This window comes from Ruegeria sp. AG1 (genome assembly GCF_056541705.1).
The window spans coordinates 145,522-163,129 of sequence record NZ_JBQFYU010000007.1; the positions used below are offsets into that span (position 1 = coordinate 145,522).

Consider the following 17,608-nt stretch of genomic DNA (forward strand, 5'->3'; position numbering starts at 1 on the left):
CCTGCGTTTACCTAGTGTTTGACCCGATGCTGTCAATGGGTCTATAGCAATGGAATGAATGAGATCAGCGCGCCCAATGCGTCCAAATATGCACAGATCATCGAAGCTGCTGTGGCCGAATTCCAGGAAAAGGGGTTCGCGGCGGCCAGCATGGATCGAATTTCACGTCAGGCCGAGGTGTCCAAGCGGACGCTCTATAAGTATTTCGAAAGCAAGGAAAATCTGTTCCGCTCAATCGTGACGGAACTGTCCAGTCGCTTTGCGGAAGTGCTTGAGATTAGGTACGAAAAAGGGCGCGATGTTCGTGAACAACTGACTGAACTGGCCTGGGCCGAGGGGCGCATTCTGATGCTGCCGGATGTGATGGCCATGTCCCGCATGGTGATCAGCGAAATCCTGCGCAACCCTACCTTGGCTGAACAAGCGCAGGGCAAGCTGGACAAGACGGCCTCGTTCATCGACATGCTGCGGGAAGCCGCCGCAGACGGGCAACTGAAGATCGACGACCCCGAACAGGCTGGGCGCGAATTCATCGGCCTGATCAAGGCGCGGGCGTTCTGGCCGCTGTTGTTCTCAGGCACGGTTCTCAGCCATGAGGAAATGGCGGACACAATCAACAACAGCGTCGAGATGATGATGCGCAGATACGGCCCGGGCACCGCGTAGCGTTTAGCGCCATAGGGCGGACAAACCCGCCCCTACATGCCGTTGCGCGGGATCACGTGATTCCATTCCGTTTTGAAGAACAGCGTGTCTCCGTCCCAGCATTCGACCGTGGCGTTCAGCACGAAATCACTTGCCGTGGCCGTCTGCTGAGACCAGGTCTTGATACGCGCATCCCAGTCTCCACGCTCAAAGCGGGTTTCTTGCCGCATGGTCGCGACCGCGGATAGGGGATCATCGGGCAGGATGGAGTAAATCCGCTCGGACGTGTCGGAAATCTCGGTCCCTGTTTCGAGCACCTTCTTTGACGACGGTCCCATGACGCCGCCGCCGATGAAGACGCGCTCCGTCAGTCTGCCGGTGTGGGTGTCCCGTGTCAGCGTCGTCTCGGATCCGCCCTGACCTCTGGTCGAGGTCTCGGGTACCGAACCCGGGGCAGGAACCGGAAGGTCCCGAGGGGTCGACGCATCCGGCGCATTGGTGCGAACGGGCAACGACAAGGCCGAGGAGCCGGGCACGACAGTCGCGCAAACTGGATTCGGGGCGGGCCACAAGATGGGCCAATAGGCGGTCGCAAGCTGCACCATGATCCGGTGACCGACAGGTACGTTGTAACCGATGGCGTGTAGCTGGATCGAGATATCCATCTCTTCTCCGGGCACGACCGGGGTAGGTTTTGTGTCACTGTCGCGGTGCATCAGGTTGAAGAACCCACGTGAAATCAGGGTTTGCGCGCCGTCGGGGGCTTCATCGATCAGCAGGGCAGCGACAAAGGCCTGAGGCTGGTCGACACTGACCCGCAGCGCGACTTCAGGTTGGCCCAGAATGTCCAACGATGACACCAACTTGTCACTGCGGAACACCATCGCCCCGGCGGCATCGATCCGACAATCCAGAGGTAAATCGCCCGGAATACCGAAGGAACACATAACCCCACCGGCCGAGCCGAACGTCTGCGGAGAGGTAATCTGCATCGGCGCGCCTGTTTGCGCTTGTGCGTCCAACGATCCCGCGTTCAACCAATAGGTTTCGTTCGACACATTGGGCGAGGGCCAGCTGGGCTCCTCGACCCAGCGACCGGGGCGGTGTGTTTGCGTTCCAGCGGGGCGCGCGCTGTCCATCATGTACAGGTGCAGCGGCGGCTCATCCATGATCCCGGTGTCGATCCCCTTCAGCCAATAGTCCCAGAACCGTAATACCTCGGCGATGAAATCGACCTGAGGGGTGGGCTTGCCCTCATGCGGGTAGAGATGAGACCACGGGCCCATCATCACCTTGACCGGCACGTTAAGGTGTTCCGAGATCCGGAACGGCGTGTCGCGATACAGATCTGCCCAGCCGCCGAAATAGTAGACGGGCACGTTGATTGCGTCATAGTCCTCGCAGATCGAGCCGCGTCGCCACATCTCGTCATGGGTCTGATGTTCCAGCCACATGGCGGGCCAGAACTCCATCGCTTCAAGCCGGTCACGCCAGAGGTCGCGCCACTTGTCCTCGCCTACGATTTCAGGGTCCGGTGGGAAGGCGTTCAGCAGTTGCATGATCGAGCCCCACCAGAAATTGTCGCCAGCCAGGACGCCTCCGTAGAAATGGATGTCTTCGCGCCAGCGGTCGTCGCAACCCATCACCGGCGCGATGGCTTTCAGCGCAGGGGGGCGTTTGGCGGCAACCTGAAATGAGTTGTAAGCACCCCAGCTTTTGCCAAACATACCGACATTGCCGTCGCACCACGGCTGTTCGGCCAGCCACGCGATGATATCAACACCGTCCTGGGTTTCCTGATCCGAGTATTCATCCTCGGCCAGTCCACCGCTATCGCCGTTGCCGCGAATATCCACCCGGATCGAGGCATAGCCCGCCTCGGCAAAGCGCGGATGCATTGTTTCGTCGCGCAGACGCGTGCGATCTCGGCGACGATAGGGGATGTATTCCAACAGGCAGGGCACCGGAGTCTCGTGCGCATTGGGTGGCAACCACAGACGCGCGGCCAATTGCGTGCCATCGGGCATCGGAATCCAGACGGTTTCGATCACCTCTACGCTATTCATGGCCGGGTCCTTCCTGTTGTTTTGGCTTGTGTTTCACTCAAGCACCTATGTCGCGTCGCCGCTTTTGGTCGTATGAAACGCACAACCCGTTCAGCGTGCAAGCTAATAGGAGGCTTCGGGCTGCAAAATGTGACTCAAGTTTGCCGTTCCGCTGTGATAGCCACACGCAGGCACAGACCGGGATTTGTCAGGTGACAGAGAAAAACGTGAAAAACTTGGACCGAGCAGCGCGTTTGAGCGTAGCACCCATGATGGATTGGACGGATGATTTCAGATTTTAATTCTTTAAATCAATATATTAGGATTTCTTTTTTCTTCCCTGTTTGCACAAGTGTTTGCTTTTCTGAACTTCTGCTCAAGTAAGGGGAATTTTGTCGTGCGGTCGAAAACACAGTTTGTGGAACGCCATTGGCCTGTCACTGTTTACTGTGGTTTTTGGTTCTTAGGCAGCACTAAGGACGGTGCATTCGTATATACCGTTCTATAGATGGGTTCACTACTTTTTGTACCAGTTCGATTCCCTCGGGAGTAAGCTTGGCGACCTTCCTTGAAGTGGGATGACTATCAGAATCCTTTTCTCGAAACTTGATCCAAGCGAGCAAAGCGGTCACACCAGCTAACATCAATGCCACAACAAGATGAAACTCCGATACGCCGGATTGTCGTATACCATTGGCCGCAAAATAGCCCAGCAGCATAGCTGAGGAAAACGCAAAGACCACGAGCAGCGTATTTTTTGGATCGTTTGACAATGAGATCAAAGACATCTTTTTGAGTCCCCAAAGCGCTTCAATGTTTGTCTCCACGCGTATGGGCTCCCCTTCAATCAAAGCTTTTGCGCGTGGGCCTGACAATCGTGACAAGCAATCAATCGCTGACAAGTCGCTTTCCCCAACGGCCGATTGCTTTGTAAGTCGGATTATGTCGTTCCAGTGTTCTTCCCAGTTAAGCTGGGATCTTATCCGAGAAATGTCTTCGGGCATAAGTACTACGCCTGCTTCTCTCTTTTTTCTGAGCTCTTCAAGCGCTTCATCCGAAAGGAGCGACTCCGGAATTTCCTCTTGGTCGAGTTCGAGGCATTTAGTGATCTTAAGCGCCAATTCCCGTCCAATGACTTTGCGGCCTTTTTCGTAGTGGTTGATATTCGAGGGTCCGTATTTTCCCATTCGAGCGCATTCGGCAAGAGAGTCTTGGGTCATATTCTGTTCTTCGCGGACGCGTCTCATGAGTTCGCAAAAGACTATTGAATCTCTTTTTCGTTCTTCTTTTGATAATTGTCTTTTCATTTAAGAGCCTGAAATAAAAACAAATTTTTACAGTTTTTCGTGCGACTTGTCGTGTGAGGACAGGCCGATGACAGCACGGCGACAATAACAATGATCCAGGATTTCCGCAAATTGGACACTGTGTGCACACAGCTTTCAATCAACTTTAACTCGAACAGAGGAAAACCAAAATGAGCACTAAGACGAAAACCAAAAAGCAGATCTCCATCAACGCTAAATCTACTTTTGTCGTAGCCTTGCTTGCAATGGGTACAATCACAACAGTAGTTTCGGTTACTCAATCGCCGGCGCAAGCCGCGCAGACCAAAACCTACTATGGTTGCGTGGGTGAAACACGCGGAGGATGCGAGAGAAAATTTCCACAGCTCAAAGATAGCGAGTATTTCTTCAAGGACTGCGGTTGGCATGGCGATCAATACCCCAATAGCACTACTCAAGCCTTTGCTCGCGACATCTGCAAGCTCAGCGACGGAAGCGCTGTTCACCGTGCAAACCGTTTGAAAACCAAACCCGGTGGCGCGTGCGGCTACGGCATGGAAAAAATTGAGTGCGACTTCTAAAATAGCCGCACTCCCAAAATAGATATCGTGAGTGCATCAGGCCTACTGATGCACTCACTGCGTCTTTTTTCTTACAATGAGCTTCTTTTGCTGTTCGCGATCCGTACGGGTCGAACACGCAGGTAGAACGCCGCCAGTAACTTCTTGGGTGCTATGCTTGCAAAAAGTGCAAGCGCGGATCATATTGATTTGATGAACAGTAGGCAGTTGAAGACGCTCAAGGCGGTATTCAAAGACCCCGTGAGCGTAAACATCCGGTGGCGGGACATTGAAAGTCTGTTAGTGGCTGTCGGTTGTGACGTGATTGAAGGCAAGGGGTCTGGTGTAAAGTTTGTGTCGCAAAGCAGGTTGATCCTTCGCGTTCATCGTCCGCACCCGGAGCCTGAAGCAAAACGCTACCAAGTGAGGGACGCAAGGGACTTTTTGGAAAAGATCGGAGTAACCCCGGAATGAAAAACGTGCTGGAATATAAAGGATACAAAGCCCGGATCGATTTCGAGCCGGAAGATGGAGTGCTTGCCGGTCGCATTCTGGGTATCGACGATGTTGTCGGGTTTCACGGTGAAAGTGTTCCGGAAGTAACCGAGGCGTTTCACGAGGCTTTGGACGACTACCTTGAAACTTGTGAAGCTATCGGCAAAGAGCCTGACAAATCATACTCTGGACAATTATCTGTTCGGATTTCCCCAGATGCACACCGTAATGTCTCAATGGTTGCAGCCGAGGAAGGCATCAGTGTCAACAAGCTGATTGAACGGATGTTCACCGATAAAAAACTGAGCCCTAAAAAACAAAAGGCCAGATCATCATCATCTGGCGTATACTATAAGCGAGTGGTGAAGTCGGGTGGCCTGACACGTATGTCCAGCAGCGGACGGATGATGAGGCAGGATAAGATGTCTAAGATATCAAGCAAAAAGCCGCGCCGGGCATAATCCAAGACTAAAAATGCCCAACCGGGCCTTTTTGCTCAGGTTCCACTGGCAGCGGTTGGTCGGGCGGCTGGACGCCGTGTTTCTCCAGCCATTCTAGGATCGTGCCCCATTGCGTTTGAATCGACGGCGCGTCGCGGTACTCATGCAATTGCTCTAGGCGACAGCGTAGGTCGTAGGGGATCGTTCGCGGCCAGCGTATCAAACGTTTATGTCCTTGAGGTGCAAGTCTAATGCTTAGATGTTCTATTTTTGTTCCAGTGCAGTCAAGGGAGCACTTCAATTGAAAGCTCTGCTACCTACCTGCTAAACCGCTATTTGTTCCTAGCTGATTTCTTTAGCTTTTTGGCAGCCAAGTTTAATTCACTGGTAGCGTTAAACAGTTCGTGACCAGCAGCTATCGCCTTTTGGATTTCTTCCGTCTCGCGTGCGTCAGCTTTTTTGCGGTTATCAACTATGGCAATAATCTTGAAGATTGGCTCAAAACCGGCAGCAATCATTGGCTCAAGGAAAACTGCAGAAGACGCGCCGGGCCGAAGCTTTAGATGTTCTTTTATTCTCCGTTTATAGTTGACCGTTTGACCAATGTAGAGCGGTGAACCTGTTTCGGGATCGTCAATCGAATAGATCACGTGAGGCCGTTCAAACTTCGCAGCGTTTTGTTCCTTCATCTTTGAAGTCCCTAAACTCTAAGTGTCGCAGGTTTTTGCGATGCCTCACTCATCGCCAATGCCATGTTTAGTCCAAGCATTGATCGCAACCTTCACGTAGTCCAGCGCATAGGTGTTGAAGTTGCCGTTCGACCAGACAGAATAAGGCGGAATAGTATTGCCTATGGGGTTTATGAAAGAAATCTCTTCCCGGTTCGGGTTGATCATTGTCGCGAAGAACGTGGAGTTGACATAGCCGACGCACAGGCCATCACCAAGTCGCTGACCGACAACGTTCACCCACAGAATAACACCGTTTTGGTACAAAGCGGGACTAGGCTCCCCGTCCGGCACAACAGGCTCGTCTACTACATTGAAGCCAGCAAGCCGCATCTGGTCTTCTGCATAAGTTTGAACCTCACCTATGTTGGTCCAACACCCGTTCTTTGCCTCGTCGACTACTTGAACCCAAGCCACGCTAAAATCCTGTGGGGTATAGATTGTGTTTTGCGCTAGCGAAGCGCCAGCGCTGGAAAAGAAAGCGACGGTTGCGAGTAACTTTTTCACGACGTAAATCCATTCATTTTCAGGGCTTTAGTTCGGAACTAACCTCTATCTTCAAAATTGCTTGTGAAAATCTGACAAAAGTTTTTCATAACTAGACAATTTTGCCACCAACTTAGGCCTTGGGAAAACGTACGGTCATATCAAAGACATCGGCTTCAGCCTGAGCGATTTTCGTCATAGTCTTTAACAGGCAATGGAACACCTTCCGGATTAGCGCGATAAATGCCAATTGATCGTGCCACTTAAAGAACTGCAAGCCTTCATAGTGTTGGGAGAATATCGCGAAGAACGGTTGATCTTGGTTCACGTCGAATCCTCTGCGCGATGCTCAGCTTCTTTGGCGCGATCTTCCTCTTTTTCGATTTCAGAAATTTCACCTGCAACAAGGCAACTCATTCGATCCAACTCGGCACGCGCCCGGCGTATGTCGAACAGAACTTGTTCCAGTTCCTCGGGTGACTTTCCATCGATGTCAGTGTCGATTTCCTCCAACTCACGCTTCAGCACGGAGCACTTACTATTCATTTGTTCTCGTATCCCCGTCTTCATTCTGGCGCTTTCGCTTTCAAGCCTTCCGGTTCGACGGTGCAGATAGTGAGTGTTTTTTCGCAGGGAGTTGATTTCTAGCGGCAACATTTGGGCTAAATTGAGTGCTTCGCTATGTTCACTCAGTACTAGCATACGAAGGTCTTGTCGCCGGTAGGATTTACTTATCTGAATGGCTCGATGCGATTGCCAAATCGCGATAATCGAAATGATGATTGCTGCGCCGCTGATGTAGTGTTCCAAATAAACAACATGCTCCTTCTGAAAACCTACGTTCGTTCAATGGCCACAAGATGGCACGCTTACCAGACGCTGTCATGAGTTCTAGGAAGTGGCGGGTGTTTCAAGGCGGATGTCATGTTGCGCATCTGTCGGACATGATCTGCAATTGTAGGCCATTCCTGAAGCCTGCCTGGCCAATGCACGTTTGTAACTCTGTTGGGCTAGACGCAGGTAAGAACATCGGTAGGTTGGTCTGAACAGACTTTAAGGGCCTCTAAAATTGAAACCAATATCTAAGTTCGCCATCGCCTTCGTTTTGGTTGTGATCCCGCAAGTTTCTTATAGTCTTTGCTACTACTGCAATCGCGGTGACTGGAACCAAATGAGTGCAGGCAACAAGCACGGATTCGTCGCAGGGGTGCTGCAGGATATGACCATACATATCGTTGGAGTCGACAACAGCTATAGTGAGGATTTGACAAAGTGTTTGATCGAATTGGGACTCAACACTAATGATCTTGTTGACGTGGTTGAGAACCAATATCAAGATTTGAAAAAATGGGAACTCCCACCGGAAATTGTCCTTTCAATGGGGCTTCGAAATGTTTGCTTACCTTTTATCAATCGGGCGCGCGTCGCGCGAGGCGATGAGCCATTAGAGCCTTGACTAGCGCACCGTGATCCGCATCTGCACCAATTCACAATCGACCTTGTGATCGGTCATGCCCAGTTTGCTACCGATAAAGCGCGACGGGTGTTCACTCCAAGGAAGTTCGCCAATACCTGTACCGCAACGGATGGCCACGCTGAAGGATCACATGGCTGGACGGACTTCAGCGGTAGAATTACTCTGCAGATGATTGAAATCAGCGCTAACGCCAAAATTAAACCTATTTATCTTTAGGACGAATATGCGAAATCAAAACAACCACAACGAACGCCCATTTAATAAGCTTTCGCGCTATTTCTTGTTCAGATTGTTTTTTTCTTTCAGTGTAGCATTTACGATTTTGGCGGTTGGAGTGGCATTCGTGTACTTTGCCATGTACTACACATCGGACACTGTAAGTGAAGACTTCTCGGTGGTTGAGAAAACACGCGCGATGGTTTTTCGCCCGGAATTCATCACTTTTTGTTTCATCGTTGCTTCCTTTTCTGCGCTTTTCGATGGCGCAGAAAGTGAAAAAAAACTTAAAAGAATTATTTCGAGCTTGTCCGGTGTCTATTTTGAGGATCGCCGTTCTACTGGGCTAAATGAATATCACAAAAGAATTCGCAATATTGAGAACAAATTATCGCAACTCACAACTGGAGCGAGCACTGAAGACACTGTAAAAGCACTTGTCGACGATTTATCTCCAAAGATCGATCAGTCTTTAATTGAAGCCTTGAAAAAGCAATATAGCTCCAAGTTTCAAGAAGACCTAAGGTTTACTTCTGTTGATGAAACCATGTCGTCTCTACTGGACCGCCTAGAATCTGGTAGGCAAACAATGACTTTCCGTACATTTGGGAACCTACTAGCAGGAGTAGTCATTGCCATAATCGGCGCTTGGTGGCTGTTTGCGATGGTTGTCTCTATTGACTATACGGTAGTAACTGAGGAACAACTCCCCTTTTTAATTGTCGCCCTTGTGGCACGACTTTCAGTGGCTGTTTTGATTCAGATTTTCGCATATTTTTTCCTCAACCTGTATCGTAACGGACTTCAAGAAATCAAATTTTATCAGAATGAGATCACTAATGTGTTGAGCCGCCAAGCTGGTATTAGAGCTGCCTTGCTTGGCTCGAATAATTCGGTAATAAATGAAGCTATTCTATTGCTACTTAACACCGAAAGAAATTTTGTACTTAAAAAGGGTGAAACTACAATTGGCCTTGATCAAAACCGGATAGACAGAAGCTCCGATAACTCGCTACTTGGCAGCGTAACAGGCGCAGCGAGGTCTGCCACGCAGAAATTCACTGCATCCGATGAAGATAAAACTGAAGGCACATCGGATGCAAACAAATCCAAGTGAAAGAGATTCTTCAAGAAATGGCGGCAATTTTCTTAAGTTTACTAGTGATTGGATGACGTCCAAAGCTAACCTTTTGACCTAATGGTGCACTATACCAAGGGCAACCAGCCTTGTGTCGCCAAAACATCAAGGTCGGCATCGGTAGGACTGTGCAGCGCCGCCCTCGGTAGTTGGTAGAAACTGCGGACACGACCTTGCAGCGGTAGGCGACTGACCAAAGTCATCGGAACCATATCCGGCGGACAGTCCAGCAGATCGGCTTCGACCGCTGCCGCATCGGCAGAGACGCCCAAGGCCTCGATGGTGTCATCCGGGCTGTGCATCTTGGCGGCATCTGGCAACATCTCGCCCCGGCAATATGTTCGGAGTCGATGGCGTCTATTGGGGTGTTTGGCGAAATACCTGCGGTCGCCTTTGAGCCATGCCGGGTCTGGTGTATAGTTTGGCATCGGTGGCCTTTTCCTTCGTTTCTGAAAACCCACCCCCAGCCGTCGGCATCAGCTGGGGGTTTCGCATTTCCAAGGTGCCCAACGCTTTCGGAAACCCTCGGAAATTCCTAATCCTTGCGCAGCGCCTGACCGGCAGCGAATAGCGCGTTGATCCAGCCGCGCCCGTACCCGATCATTTCGTGTTTGCGGTAGTCCTTGGACGGGGCGAACGGCGCGCCGATCACGCCACGAATATGCGCAAGCTGACCAGGGTGCGTGATCTGACGCGCGCCAAGGTTCAACGCCTTCTCTGCGTCCTCATAGCTGACCGTTGCCAGCCATGCCGCGCAATCGCTTTCGGCCTGCGTTTGCGCCGCCTCTTGCTCGCTGTAATACTTGGCACGCATCGCCTGCGCGCTGTCGGATTTCTTCTGTCGCTCAGCCAGACGTTCGCGGCGTGCGGCCTCTGCCGCCTCGGCCTTGGCCTGTTCCTCGCGCGCCCGGCGCTCTGCGGCCTCGCGCTCTTGGCGTTCCTGCTCGGCCTTGCGTTCGGCTTCCTCTCTGGCTGCCGCCTGCCGCCGTTCGATCAGGTCAACGCGTTCAGCTTTCAGTCGTTCAATCGGGTGCATGTTTCACCTCTCGGATAAGGTCAGCCATCGTTCGCGCGCCGCTGTCGGCGGCATGCTTGGGCGCGTCTGCCTGCCAGGCAGCCGCGCCGCCGTCTTTCGCCAGTAAGGCCTCAACGCGGGAAAGCCCTAAATCCGCGCTTTCAGCGCGTTTAGCGGTGTCCGAAGTGCTGGCGGTCATTCGCGCCGCTAGATGGGCCTGCTGCGCCAGCACACGGTCCAGAACGACGTCTACGGCCTTGCGGTGCTGGGCCTCTTTTTCGATTTCCGCCCGTTTGGCCGCATCCTCGGCCCAGCGGCGATCACATTCAGCCAGATAGGCCGCGCGCTTGGCTTGGCTTTCCTCGTGCAACACCGCTTGCCGGTCTGGGTCGTTGAGTATCCGGCTCATGCCCGCCAGCGCCGCGTCAGACTTTGCGCGGGCCGTGTTGCCGCGAAGCTTGGTCAGCAGGTCGTCCCATTGCTTGTCAATCTTGGCCATGTGCCGCGCGTGGCTCTTGGCGGCGCGCTCTGACCTGACCCGCATACGGGTGTTAAACTTCCGCATTTCCCAGTTCAGATCACGGTTGGCCTTGTCGATCTCGGCGGCAAAATCCGCGATCTGTTCGCGGCCCTCGTCGCCGACCGGATCAATCTTGGCCAGCGCTCGTTCCAATCCTCGGGCCAGGCCCTCGCCGATAGCGTGCGCTTGACTCTCATACGGCAGGGCCGCGGCCTTTCGCGTCGGCGCTTTTGGCGCGTCGAACAACTCCACAATCTGCCGTTCCTCGCCGCGGCTCAGTTGCGTTTTATCGAACGTGAAACCCATCAACACCGCCCCGCCGGAAAGTGGCTGCTCATACAGGGGTCAAACTCGCGCAGCCAGTTGTGCATGTAGACCGGATTTGCGCCCGGTATTTCTTTGGCCTCGGGCACCGCACGAAACGCCGCCAGAGTATCCGCGCCCATGGCCTCGGCCAGATCACCGGGCGCGTATAGGTCGCTCTGCGCGGCCAGAAACGCCCAGTAGGCGCTCACCTCGGGCCAGCCCAGTGCGGCAACCGTGCCCGTCGATATATCCAGCCGCAAAACACCCATCAGACCGCCGCCGGTTGGCTCTTGGTGCGCCACGGCTCTGCCATGCCCTCAGATCCCGCAAAGGTCATGCGGTCGTCAGTGATAGACACGCTGGTAAATGCCGCGTCAGCCATGCCGAACGCCTCGCGCATCGGCACAACCTCATGCGCCCGCAATGCCAGCGATATGCGCGTTTTAAGCGCGTCACCTTGCAATGGCGGCTGCCTGTCTGCGTTATAGTCGGCCACGGCCTCGGCCAGTGCCGCTATCGCGTCGTCAACGCGCTCCGCCTTGCTGCGGTCGGCCTTATCCTTGGGCATTGGCAACCGCCTCGGCGTACATCTTGAACGCCCGAAACTTGGCCTCGCTCGTGCTTTGAGCCAGTTGCCCCAATGCTTTCATCACGCCGTCGCTGCTGTCCGTCATGGCCTTGCCTTTGTCGGTCTTGTGCAATCCCGCCATGAATTCAGCACGGGCTGAAATGGCGTCATTCGCCATGTGCCGCGCACGCTGATAGTCGCCGTCCGGCAGGTCTAAACACTTCGCGATCAAACCCAGCCCGATTTCATCAGCCTTGGCTATCATTTGCACCCTCTTGGTCATTGTTCTGTCTTCCTTCGCTATGAGGTCGCGGACATATTCAGACCGGCTTGCACCACCTCGCAAACGATCCAGCTTGGCAAGATCATCAGCGCCAAATCCTAGCGATGTGGGTTTCAGTGGCATGTCGAACCCGCGTTGTTAAACCTTAACAACGGTTGACCGGATAGAGTGATTCGTCAATATATTGTATCTATCTGTGATACAGGAAGCTGTAAGATACCATATCTGGTATTGTCAGATTTCAGGGTCAAAACCGGGTGCTGCGCTCCTGCCGGATCAGGTTGAGCATGTCACGTTTGGCCTTGGTCGTTGCGCCACGATTGGTGGCTGCGGTGAGTGCTTGCAAATACTCTTCCCGCGTCATGACCGGCGCGGCTTTCTCGGCGGCAGTAGACGGCTGTTCAGGTGGGATCACGTCCTGTTGTGGGTACTCAGGCGCTGGATCAGGCCTTGGGGCTTCACCGGCTGGCTGTGGCGGTGCCAGCAGGTTCAAGGTCTGAGGGTTGATGGCGCGCATGAAGGCCGGTGCGTGGGTGCGGAAGTAATCGGGATTCTCGCGGCGTAGTTTGAGCAGGTAACGCCACCTTAGCTTCGGCTTGTTGAGGATCGCGGTGATCAGTCGGTCCAGCCGTTCGAAATGCGTGAACGCGTTGATTGCGCCGTCTTCACCATTCCAGTTCTTGTGCACGCCCAAAAGTTTGGATAGGTCGAACCCCTTGAGCAGATCAGCGGCAGCGGTTCGGCGTCGCACTACTTCTGCCGTTCCGGTCGGCACAAGGCTATTGGTCAGATCGTTGACCACGTCACAAACCACGGCCAACGCCTCGGCATCTTGTTGCTCCTGATGCTGGGTGAGAACCTGCGCCTCTAACCGCTCTAGCCGTTCCAATATCTCGGCGTCATCGCGCGCTGTCTTAGGCATTCTCCATTCCTTTCAACGGCTTAGTGCAAATTTCAGTGCAAGCGGGTATGGTGTATATACATGCAACCCATTGAAAGAAATGGAGGTTATCGTGCTGGTCGGTCCAATCATGTGTCGGAGCTACGGTCATAGGCCGCTCTCCGGTGTCCAGTCCGCTGTTGGTTCGGGTGGTGGTTCGCTGCGCTGTTGCGTCAGGAGTTGCGGGTTCTCAGCGATCTCGCTGAGCCGTTCTATCCGTTCGCGGATTTCCTGACGGTGACGCTCGTCGGCGATAGCCTCGACGATCTGCACGCCGGTTTGTGTGACAACGCGATAGGCGGCAACCCTTACCGCTGCGCTCACTTCCTTGTCTTGTGCTAAGGCCAGCGCGCCGTCGAATGCTTCGTCCATACCCCTTATATACTTGCCCACATCAATCGACGCGGCAGCGTCCTGTGCCGCTTCAACATTGGCCTTTGCGACCTCTGCGCCGAAGTTCACCAGCTTGTCGCAATTATCCCGATGGTTCATCACCGACGTGTGAGATACACCAAGTTGGTGCGCTATGGTGCGTAATGGCAAGCCATCCTGCAGACCTTGGTCTGCAAGGCGGCGGGCATCATCGCCTTGGGTGCATATTCCACATCGGTTTCCCATGGTCCGAATTCTCGCAAACCCAGCCGGTAGGGTCAAAGGTCACCCTGAAAACCCTAAAAACCCTGAGGGTTTAGAGCTTAGACACTCCCAAAATGAAACAAGACCCTTCATTTTTCGAACCCGCCGGCGATGTAGGCTCAGGGTTTTTAGGGTTTTCAGGGTAAAATCGAGTTGCAGAGGTGCAAAAACACCCTCAACCCACCTAATCCCCGCCCGTCGGGAATTTCGCCAGTGCACTCTCCAACGGCGCTTTTTGCCGCCCGTCGTCATCGACTTCGGGCAGTTTGGCTTCGACGTTGCGTCGAACTCGAAAAGCGACCCGTTCTTCCCCGTTCGTTCGTTTCCCCAGATTCACCCGTCCTTTCCGAATTGTGAACACCCCGTCATCGCCGCGCTGCGGATTGTCGACGACCTTGTTCAACAAGGCTCCGAGGCCGCGCGCGTCTGGTATTTCGTCATAGTTGGCGTTCATCAGCACCTGCAATGCATCCGCCTTCAACCGCGCTACTAGCTCGGTCGTCGTGAACCACTCTCCATCTATTGACTGCACTTTGTCCTTGGTTCGAATGGCCGAGATGGCCCGCAGCAGGTCGTACATACCTTTGTATTTTATCCCCTGCGCGTCCTGCTCTGCCGCTTCGATCCACGGCGCAAAGTGACGCTTCACCGGTATGCCCAATGCGGTCAGGATCGGGTGGGCGACTACGCGACTCCACTCGGGAAAACCGCCGATGGGCTTAGCGCTGCATTCCACAGCCATGATGACCTTCAGCGCGGCGAGTATCTTGCCCCGGTTCTCGACCGTCCACCTCAGCAGGTTCTTGTGGCGAAAATCGCGCGTCGCGAGGTTTTGGTCGCCCCTCGGCACCAACCGACACCGCAAGAAGCGCCGCGCCATGTCTTCGGCGATGTTCAGGTTCGAGCCGTTCACAACCACGGTCAGACCGGCAGGGCCTTCGAACCCTTCCATCGCTCCCAACGCCCGATCAGACCAGATGATCGCCGTGATTAACTGTGTCAGCGCGCGGTGTCGGTTGTCGATGTCCGACCCCGACTTGATGTTGTCGAAGTTCAGCAACGGCCACCCTTCGCGCACGGCGGTGGAGATTGCTTTTTTTCGTTCGGTTTCGTCTTCGGCGTAGGGCACCACAGGCGGCGGCATTCCCGTGACCGCCATCGCAAGCGCCGTGGTCAACAGGCTCTTACCGACACCGGCACTTGGCGCGCCGATATCGATGCCCGGCGGCCCCATTGCATCCCTTAGCGTCGTGCGTGCGTGTACCATGTTGGCGCAGACGAACAGCGCGTTCGCGAAGCTGTGGTCGTCTTCGAATGGGAAATCGCCCAGCCAGTCGTCCCGCAGGAACGCCACCGCCTCTTCAACTGTTGGTTCCCAAGTCACGTCGACCCCCGCCGATTGCAGGTACAGACCGCTGCTGACGTGGTAGCCGCTGCCGGTCAGAAACTCACCTTTCCACATCACCGGGTATTTCGCGATCCCGGCGAGGGGCGGCAACAGCGGTGCCCACAATGCAGGCATCAGGCCGGGCATGGGTGGTGCGGCAGGGGTCAGCTTGCTGTCGCCCATGGTGAAGAACGTGCAGGCGTCCAGAGACACGATCCGGGCTTCTGTGCCGCTCATCTTAGTCGCCCGTGTAACGACCGCAGGTTCGGTTTCTGGCTCGCCCTCTGCGTCGAGCACCTTCTCGCCGTTTTCGTTGCGGACATAGATGCGCCCGATGGCGCTTTGGTGGTCGAGCATCATCACCGGCATCCCACCGAACGTGAACCCCAGCTGCTTTTGGGCAACGACAGTGCCGACATAGCGCACGTCTTCGTTCACATCGTTGATGCCGCCCAGAATGACGGTTTCACGTCCGCTTGCTTCGCCCTTCTCGCGGAACTGCTGTGCCTTTAGGTTTCCGACGCACTTTTTGACTCTCTTCCTGAAGTCGCCGACGCACTTTGCTTTCTCGGCGTGCACGATCAGTTCGTCGAAAAGCCTATCACCGTTCTCCGGGTCTTTGATCATCAGGGCGGCGAGGGCATCCACGGCAGCCATTATCTCTTTGCGTTTCATTGTTCGTCACCTCCCATTAGCTGTTTCATCAGGTCCATCCCGGCACCTGCTAACAGGGCGATCCGTTCGTTGGCGGACCCCAGTTCGTATTTCAGTTTCATGTTTGCGTGGCTGTTCAGGATCGGGACGTTGTTCATGAACAAAGTGCCTGCGCCCCGGTATTCCGGTTCTAGCGGATCGGCGACGACAGCCTTGTGGTATTCCATTCCACCCTGCAGCACTTCGCGCACGGTCCGCACGGTGCCGTCCCGAAAAAGCAGGTGGAAGTCTAGGTCGAGCTTTTGCCTTTCAGTCATACCGCTCAGCGTCGCGACAGCCGCTTCGACCTCGCCCCCTGTGGGTGTCCTCCCCAGCCGCCGTGTTATCAGTTCGGTTGCATGTTCATGCCTGGCGGTGTCACACGCGGGTTTTACTTTTGCCTTGGCTTCGGCCACCAGCGTCTCGTATCGGTGTTGCTCGTCCTGTGAGAGGTCCGACAACATAGCCTTGGTGTCCATTACCTCAGCGCCTTCGAAGATCACGGCTTCGCGGTTGCGTTGTTCGACACCGCCGAGGCACAGTGCCCCGGCAGCGAAACAGGGCTGACAAGAGGTCACCATGGCGCGGTCGTAGATGGTACGCTCCAACGCAGCCCCGGCTTTCGAGACGAGGATATGGCCGTGCCCGGCGAGCCAGAGGCGCTTGAACAGCACTTCACCGGCGCGAGGGATATCGCGGGCGTCCTTCACTAAGAAATAGAAGTGTGAGCCCCGCCGACCGGTCAACTCTGTCCCGTGCTGGTTGTAGAGCCATGAAGATGAACTCGGCCGCCAGACACACCCCACCTCTTTGATTCCGGCGTTGCGCAACATTTCGAGTACGACGTGCGGGTCCAGTTTGTCGTCGCAATCGACGACGAAGACACCGCCACCCTCAGCGAAGGGCACTGACTTGGCGGTCTTTTTGAGGTGCTTGGTCTCTTTCTTGGTGGCGACGAACTTACCCGCCACGGTGTCTGGAACACCTGCGGTGAAGAACTCGCGCCCCGGCTCCAGCCCTTCGAGCAGATCGGCGAGGCCTTCGAGATCGTCTACGGTGACCACTTCATAGGTGCCGGTCCGGTAGCGCATCTCGGTTTTTGTGCCGACAGTGCCCCACGTCATAGTGAACTCTTCGTCGGGTTTATCTTCGCCGAAGTCCTGCACGATCTTACCGATGTGCCTTGGCCGTTTGATCGTGTAAATTGTCAGTCGGGCTTCCGGTGCCGGATCGCGCACGGCGCTTTCCGCTGCGCGTTCAGTTTGTGAACGGAGGACAAGGCGCGGCGTTGCGCCGCCCATGAGTGGGCGCTGTTTCACGCCGCCTTGCCCCTATTGCCGTCAGCGGCAACGACGTCGCGCCCCTGTTCCAGCCACGCCAACACATCAGCCTTGCGGTAGAATACCTGCCGCATTACGCGGATCGGGACAGGGCCGGTGCCTTGGACACGGGCGCGGGCCATGGTGTCATAGGATTTGTCGAGCAAAGCCGTCAGGTCGTCGTCGTCGAGCAGATCAAGGTCGCGTTTCAGGCGGCAGCGTCGCTCTGCCGGGGTTTCGCTTGGAAACTCGACACCGGCTTTGACGAGTGCAGCGCGGACGTCGGGGGGCAGGGTGTTATACGCTGCTTCGGTTGCTGCATCGGGGTCCGGCAGCGACTCGATCAGGTCGCGGTTTTCGGGTTGTGGATTGCGGTTTGGTCGCGCCATTCAGGTAGCCTCACTTGTTTCAGTCAGGCCTCCCAA

At 54.7% G+C, this 17,608-nt stretch carries 22 protein-coding genes; 6 read left to right on the forward strand and 16 right to left on the reverse strand.

Annotated features, from left to right (window positions below):
- Window positions 1–54 precede the first annotated feature (54 nt).
- Window positions 55–666, forward strand: coding sequence for a TetR/AcrR family transcriptional regulator (locus ACR0B5_RS12435; protein ID WP_480540778.1), 612 nt, complete (start codon window positions 55–57; stop codon window positions 664–666).
- Window positions 667–698: 32 nt separating this feature from the next.
- On the opposite strand, the gene ACR0B5_RS12440 is transcribed toward ACR0B5_RS12435, so the two are convergent.
- Together ACR0B5_RS12440 and ACR0B5_RS12445 are read right to left on the reverse strand one after the other, a co-directional pair.
- The gene (locus ACR0B5_RS12440; RefSeq protein WP_480540780.1) at window positions 699–2,711 is read right to left on the reverse strand and encodes a CocE/NonD family hydrolase; all 2,013 of its coding nucleotides are present in this window, start codon (window positions 2,709–2,711) and stop codon (window positions 699–701) included.
- A gap of 452 nt (window positions 2,712–3,163) precedes the next feature.
- Window positions 3,164–3,997, reverse strand: a complete 834-nt coding sequence (locus ACR0B5_RS12445; RefSeq protein ID WP_480540782.1) for a helix-turn-helix domain-containing protein — start codon at window positions 3,995–3,997, stop codon at window positions 3,164–3,166.
- A 170-nt stretch (window positions 3,998–4,167) separates the two neighbouring features.
- On the opposite strand from ACR0B5_RS12445, the gene ACR0B5_RS12450 reads away from it, so the two are divergent.
- The 3 genes from ACR0B5_RS12450 to ACR0B5_RS12460 all read left to right on the forward strand — a co-directional run bounded on the left by ACR0B5_RS12450 (window position 4,168) and on the right by ACR0B5_RS12460 (window position 5,492).
- A complete protein-coding gene (locus tag ACR0B5_RS12450) occupies window positions 4,168–4,557 on the forward strand; it encodes a hypothetical protein (RefSeq protein WP_480540784.1) in 390 nt (129 codons plus the stop codon).
- 192 nt (window positions 4,558–4,749) lie between these two features.
- Window positions 4,750–5,010, forward strand: coding sequence for a type II toxin-antitoxin system HicA family toxin (locus ACR0B5_RS12455; RefSeq protein ID WP_480540786.1), 261 nt, complete (start codon window positions 4,750–4,752; stop codon window positions 5,008–5,010).
- Window positions 5,007–5,492, forward strand: coding sequence for a type II toxin-antitoxin system HicB family antitoxin (locus ACR0B5_RS12460; protein ID WP_480540788.1), 486 nt, complete (start codon window positions 5,007–5,009; stop codon window positions 5,490–5,492). The genes ACR0B5_RS12455 and ACR0B5_RS12460 overlap by 4 nt, the downstream gene beginning before the upstream one ends.
- A gap of 311 nt (window positions 5,493–5,803) precedes the next feature.
- Here the strand turns inward: ACR0B5_RS12460 and ACR0B5_RS12465 are convergent, their stop codons facing one another.
- The 3 genes from ACR0B5_RS12465 to ACR0B5_RS12475 all read right to left on the reverse strand — a co-directional run bounded on the left by ACR0B5_RS12465 (window position 5,804) and on the right by ACR0B5_RS12475 (window position 7,495).
- Window positions 5,804–6,160 (reverse strand): GIY-YIG nuclease family protein, encoded by a 357-nt coding sequence (locus ACR0B5_RS12465; protein ID WP_480540790.1) that lies wholly within the window; start codon window positions 6,158–6,160, stop codon window positions 5,804–5,806.
- A 45-nt stretch (window positions 6,161–6,205) separates the two neighbouring features.
- Complete coding sequence (locus ACR0B5_RS12470) at window positions 6,206–6,706, reverse strand: hypothetical protein (RefSeq protein ID WP_480540792.1); 501 nt, start codon at window positions 6,704–6,706, stop codon at window positions 6,206–6,208.
- Window positions 6,707–7,009: 303 nt separating this feature from the next.
- Window positions 7,010–7,495: a hypothetical protein gene (locus ACR0B5_RS12475; protein WP_480540794.1), complete on the reverse strand. Its 486-nt coding sequence runs from the start codon at window positions 7,493–7,495 to the stop codon at window positions 7,010–7,012.
- Between the two features lie 361 nt (window positions 7,496–7,856).
- On the opposite strand from ACR0B5_RS12475, the gene ACR0B5_RS12480 reads away from it, so the two are divergent.
- Both ACR0B5_RS12480 and ACR0B5_RS12485 read left to right on the forward strand, forming a co-directional pair.
- On the forward strand, window positions 7,857–8,141 hold the full coding sequence (locus ACR0B5_RS12480) for a hypothetical protein (RefSeq protein ID WP_480540796.1): 285 nt from the start codon (window positions 7,857–7,859) through the stop codon (window positions 8,139–8,141).
- A gap of 244 nt (window positions 8,142–8,385) precedes the next feature.
- Entirely contained in the window at window positions 8,386–9,495 is a 1,110-nt protein-coding gene (locus ACR0B5_RS12485; protein WP_480540798.1) for a hypothetical protein, read from the forward strand.
- A gap of 89 nt (window positions 9,496–9,584) precedes the next feature.
- Here ACR0B5_RS12485 and ACR0B5_RS12490 read toward each other — a convergent pair whose 3' ends face one another.
- From ACR0B5_RS12490 to ACR0B5_RS12540, 11 genes are all read right to left on the reverse strand, one after another.
- Window positions 9,585–9,944, reverse strand: a complete 360-nt coding sequence (locus ACR0B5_RS12490; RefSeq protein WP_480540800.1) for a hypothetical protein — start codon at window positions 9,942–9,944, stop codon at window positions 9,585–9,587.
- A gap of 107 nt (window positions 9,945–10,051) precedes the next feature.
- On the reverse strand, window positions 10,052–10,552 hold the full coding sequence (locus tag ACR0B5_RS12495) for a hypothetical protein (RefSeq protein WP_480540802.1): 501 nt from the start codon (window positions 10,550–10,552) through the stop codon (window positions 10,052–10,054).
- Window positions 10,539–11,357, reverse strand: coding sequence for a hypothetical protein (locus ACR0B5_RS12500; protein ID WP_480540804.1), 819 nt, complete (start codon window positions 11,355–11,357; stop codon window positions 10,539–10,541). Before ACR0B5_RS12500 ends, ACR0B5_RS12495 begins: the two co-directional genes overlap by 14 nt.
- Window positions 11,357–11,659: a hypothetical protein gene (locus ACR0B5_RS12505; protein ID WP_480540806.1), complete on the reverse strand. Its 303-nt coding sequence runs from the start codon at window positions 11,657–11,659 to the stop codon at window positions 11,357–11,359. The genes ACR0B5_RS12500 and ACR0B5_RS12505 overlap by 1 nt, the downstream gene beginning before the upstream one ends.
- On the reverse strand, window positions 11,626–11,925 hold the full coding sequence (locus tag ACR0B5_RS12510; RefSeq protein WP_480540808.1) for a hypothetical protein: 300 nt from the start codon (window positions 11,923–11,925) through the stop codon (window positions 11,626–11,628). The genes ACR0B5_RS12505 and ACR0B5_RS12510 overlap by 34 nt, the downstream gene beginning before the upstream one ends.
- Window positions 11,912–12,331, reverse strand: a complete 420-nt coding sequence (locus ACR0B5_RS12515) for a ribbon-helix-helix domain-containing protein (RefSeq protein ID WP_480540810.1) — start codon at window positions 12,329–12,331, stop codon at window positions 11,912–11,914. Before ACR0B5_RS12515 ends, ACR0B5_RS12510 begins: the two co-directional genes overlap by 14 nt.
- 124 nt (window positions 12,332–12,455) lie before the next feature.
- Window positions 12,456–13,130, reverse strand: a complete 675-nt coding sequence (locus ACR0B5_RS12520) for a hypothetical protein (protein WP_480540812.1) — start codon at window positions 13,128–13,130, stop codon at window positions 12,456–12,458.
- Between the two features lie 126 nt (window positions 13,131–13,256).
- The gene (locus ACR0B5_RS12525; RefSeq protein ID WP_480540814.1) at window positions 13,257–13,766 is read right to left on the reverse strand and encodes a hypothetical protein; all 510 of its coding nucleotides are present in this window, start codon (window positions 13,764–13,766) and stop codon (window positions 13,257–13,259) included.
- A gap of 202 nt (window positions 13,767–13,968) precedes the next feature.
- The gene (locus tag ACR0B5_RS12530; RefSeq protein WP_480540816.1) at window positions 13,969–15,846 is read right to left on the reverse strand and encodes a hypothetical protein; all 1,878 of its coding nucleotides are present in this window, start codon (window positions 15,844–15,846) and stop codon (window positions 13,969–13,971) included.
- Entirely contained in the window at window positions 15,843–17,183 is a 1,341-nt protein-coding gene (locus ACR0B5_RS12535) for a bifunctional DNA primase/polymerase (RefSeq protein WP_480540818.1), read from the reverse strand. The genes ACR0B5_RS12530 and ACR0B5_RS12535 overlap by 4 nt, the downstream gene beginning before the upstream one ends.
- Window positions 17,180–17,572 (reverse strand): hypothetical protein, encoded by a 393-nt coding sequence (locus ACR0B5_RS12540; protein ID WP_480540820.1) that lies wholly within the window; start codon window positions 17,570–17,572, stop codon window positions 17,180–17,182. The genes ACR0B5_RS12535 and ACR0B5_RS12540 overlap by 4 nt, the downstream gene beginning before the upstream one ends.
- Between the last annotated feature and the right edge of the window lie 36 nt (window positions 17,573–17,608).

What these genes read in the sequence shown, in the direction of transcription:
- ACR0B5_RS12435 (WP_480540778.1), top strand. Translation starts at nt 55, where the DNA reads ATGAATGAGATCAGCGCGCCCAATGCGTCCAAATATGCACAGATCATC.
- ACR0B5_RS12440 (WP_480540780.1), bottom strand. Translation starts at nt 2,711, where the DNA reads ATGAATAGCGTAGAGGTGATCGAAACCGTCTGGATTCCGATGCCCGAT.
- ACR0B5_RS12445 (WP_480540782.1), bottom strand. Translation starts at nt 3,997, where the DNA reads ATGAAAAGACAATTATCAAAAGAAGAACGAAAAAGAGATTCAATAGTC.
- ACR0B5_RS12450 (WP_480540784.1), top strand. Translation starts at nt 4,168, where the DNA reads ATGAGCACTAAGACGAAAACCAAAAAGCAGATCTCCATCAACGCTAAA.
- ACR0B5_RS12455 (WP_480540786.1), top strand. Translation starts at nt 4,750, where the DNA reads ATGAACAGTAGGCAGTTGAAGACGCTCAAGGCGGTATTCAAAGACCCC.
- ACR0B5_RS12460 (WP_480540788.1), top strand. Translation starts at nt 5,007, where the DNA reads ATGAAAAACGTGCTGGAATATAAAGGATACAAAGCCCGGATCGATTTC.
- ACR0B5_RS12465 (WP_480540790.1), bottom strand. Translation starts at nt 6,160, where the DNA reads ATGAAGGAACAAAACGCTGCGAAGTTTGAACGGCCTCACGTGATCTAT.
- ACR0B5_RS12480 (WP_480540796.1), top strand. Translation starts at nt 7,857, where the DNA reads ATGAGTGCAGGCAACAAGCACGGATTCGTCGCAGGGGTGCTGCAGGAT.
- ACR0B5_RS12485 (WP_480540798.1), top strand. Translation starts at nt 8,386, where the DNA reads ATGCGAAATCAAAACAACCACAACGAACGCCCATTTAATAAGCTTTCG.
- ACR0B5_RS12490 (WP_480540800.1), bottom strand. Translation starts at nt 9,944, where the DNA reads ATGCCAAACTATACACCAGACCCGGCATGGCTCAAAGGCGACCGCAGG.
- ACR0B5_RS12495 (WP_480540802.1), bottom strand. Translation starts at nt 10,552, where the DNA reads ATGCACCCGATTGAACGACTGAAAGCTGAACGCGTTGACCTGATCGAA.
- ACR0B5_RS12500 (WP_480540804.1), bottom strand. Translation starts at nt 11,357, where the DNA reads ATGGGTTTCACGTTCGATAAAACGCAACTGAGCCGCGGCGAGGAACGG.
- ACR0B5_RS12510 (WP_480540808.1), bottom strand. Translation starts at nt 11,925, where the DNA reads ATGCCCAAGGATAAGGCCGACCGCAGCAAGGCGGAGCGCGTTGACGAC.
- ACR0B5_RS12515 (WP_480540810.1), bottom strand. Translation starts at nt 12,331, where the DNA reads ATGCCACTGAAACCCACATCGCTAGGATTTGGCGCTGATGATCTTGCC.
- ACR0B5_RS12520 (WP_480540812.1), bottom strand. Translation starts at nt 13,130, where the DNA reads ATGCCTAAGACAGCGCGCGATGACGCCGAGATATTGGAACGGCTAGAG.
- ACR0B5_RS12525 (WP_480540814.1), bottom strand. Translation starts at nt 13,766, where the DNA reads ATGGGAAACCGATGTGGAATATGCACCCAAGGCGATGATGCCCGCCGC.
- ACR0B5_RS12530 (WP_480540816.1), bottom strand. Translation starts at nt 15,846, where the DNA reads ATGAAACGCAAAGAGATAATGGCTGCCGTGGATGCCCTCGCCGCCCTG.
- ACR0B5_RS12540 (WP_480540820.1), bottom strand. Translation starts at nt 17,572, where the DNA reads ATGGCGCGACCAAACCGCAATCCACAACCCGAAAACCGCGACCTGATC.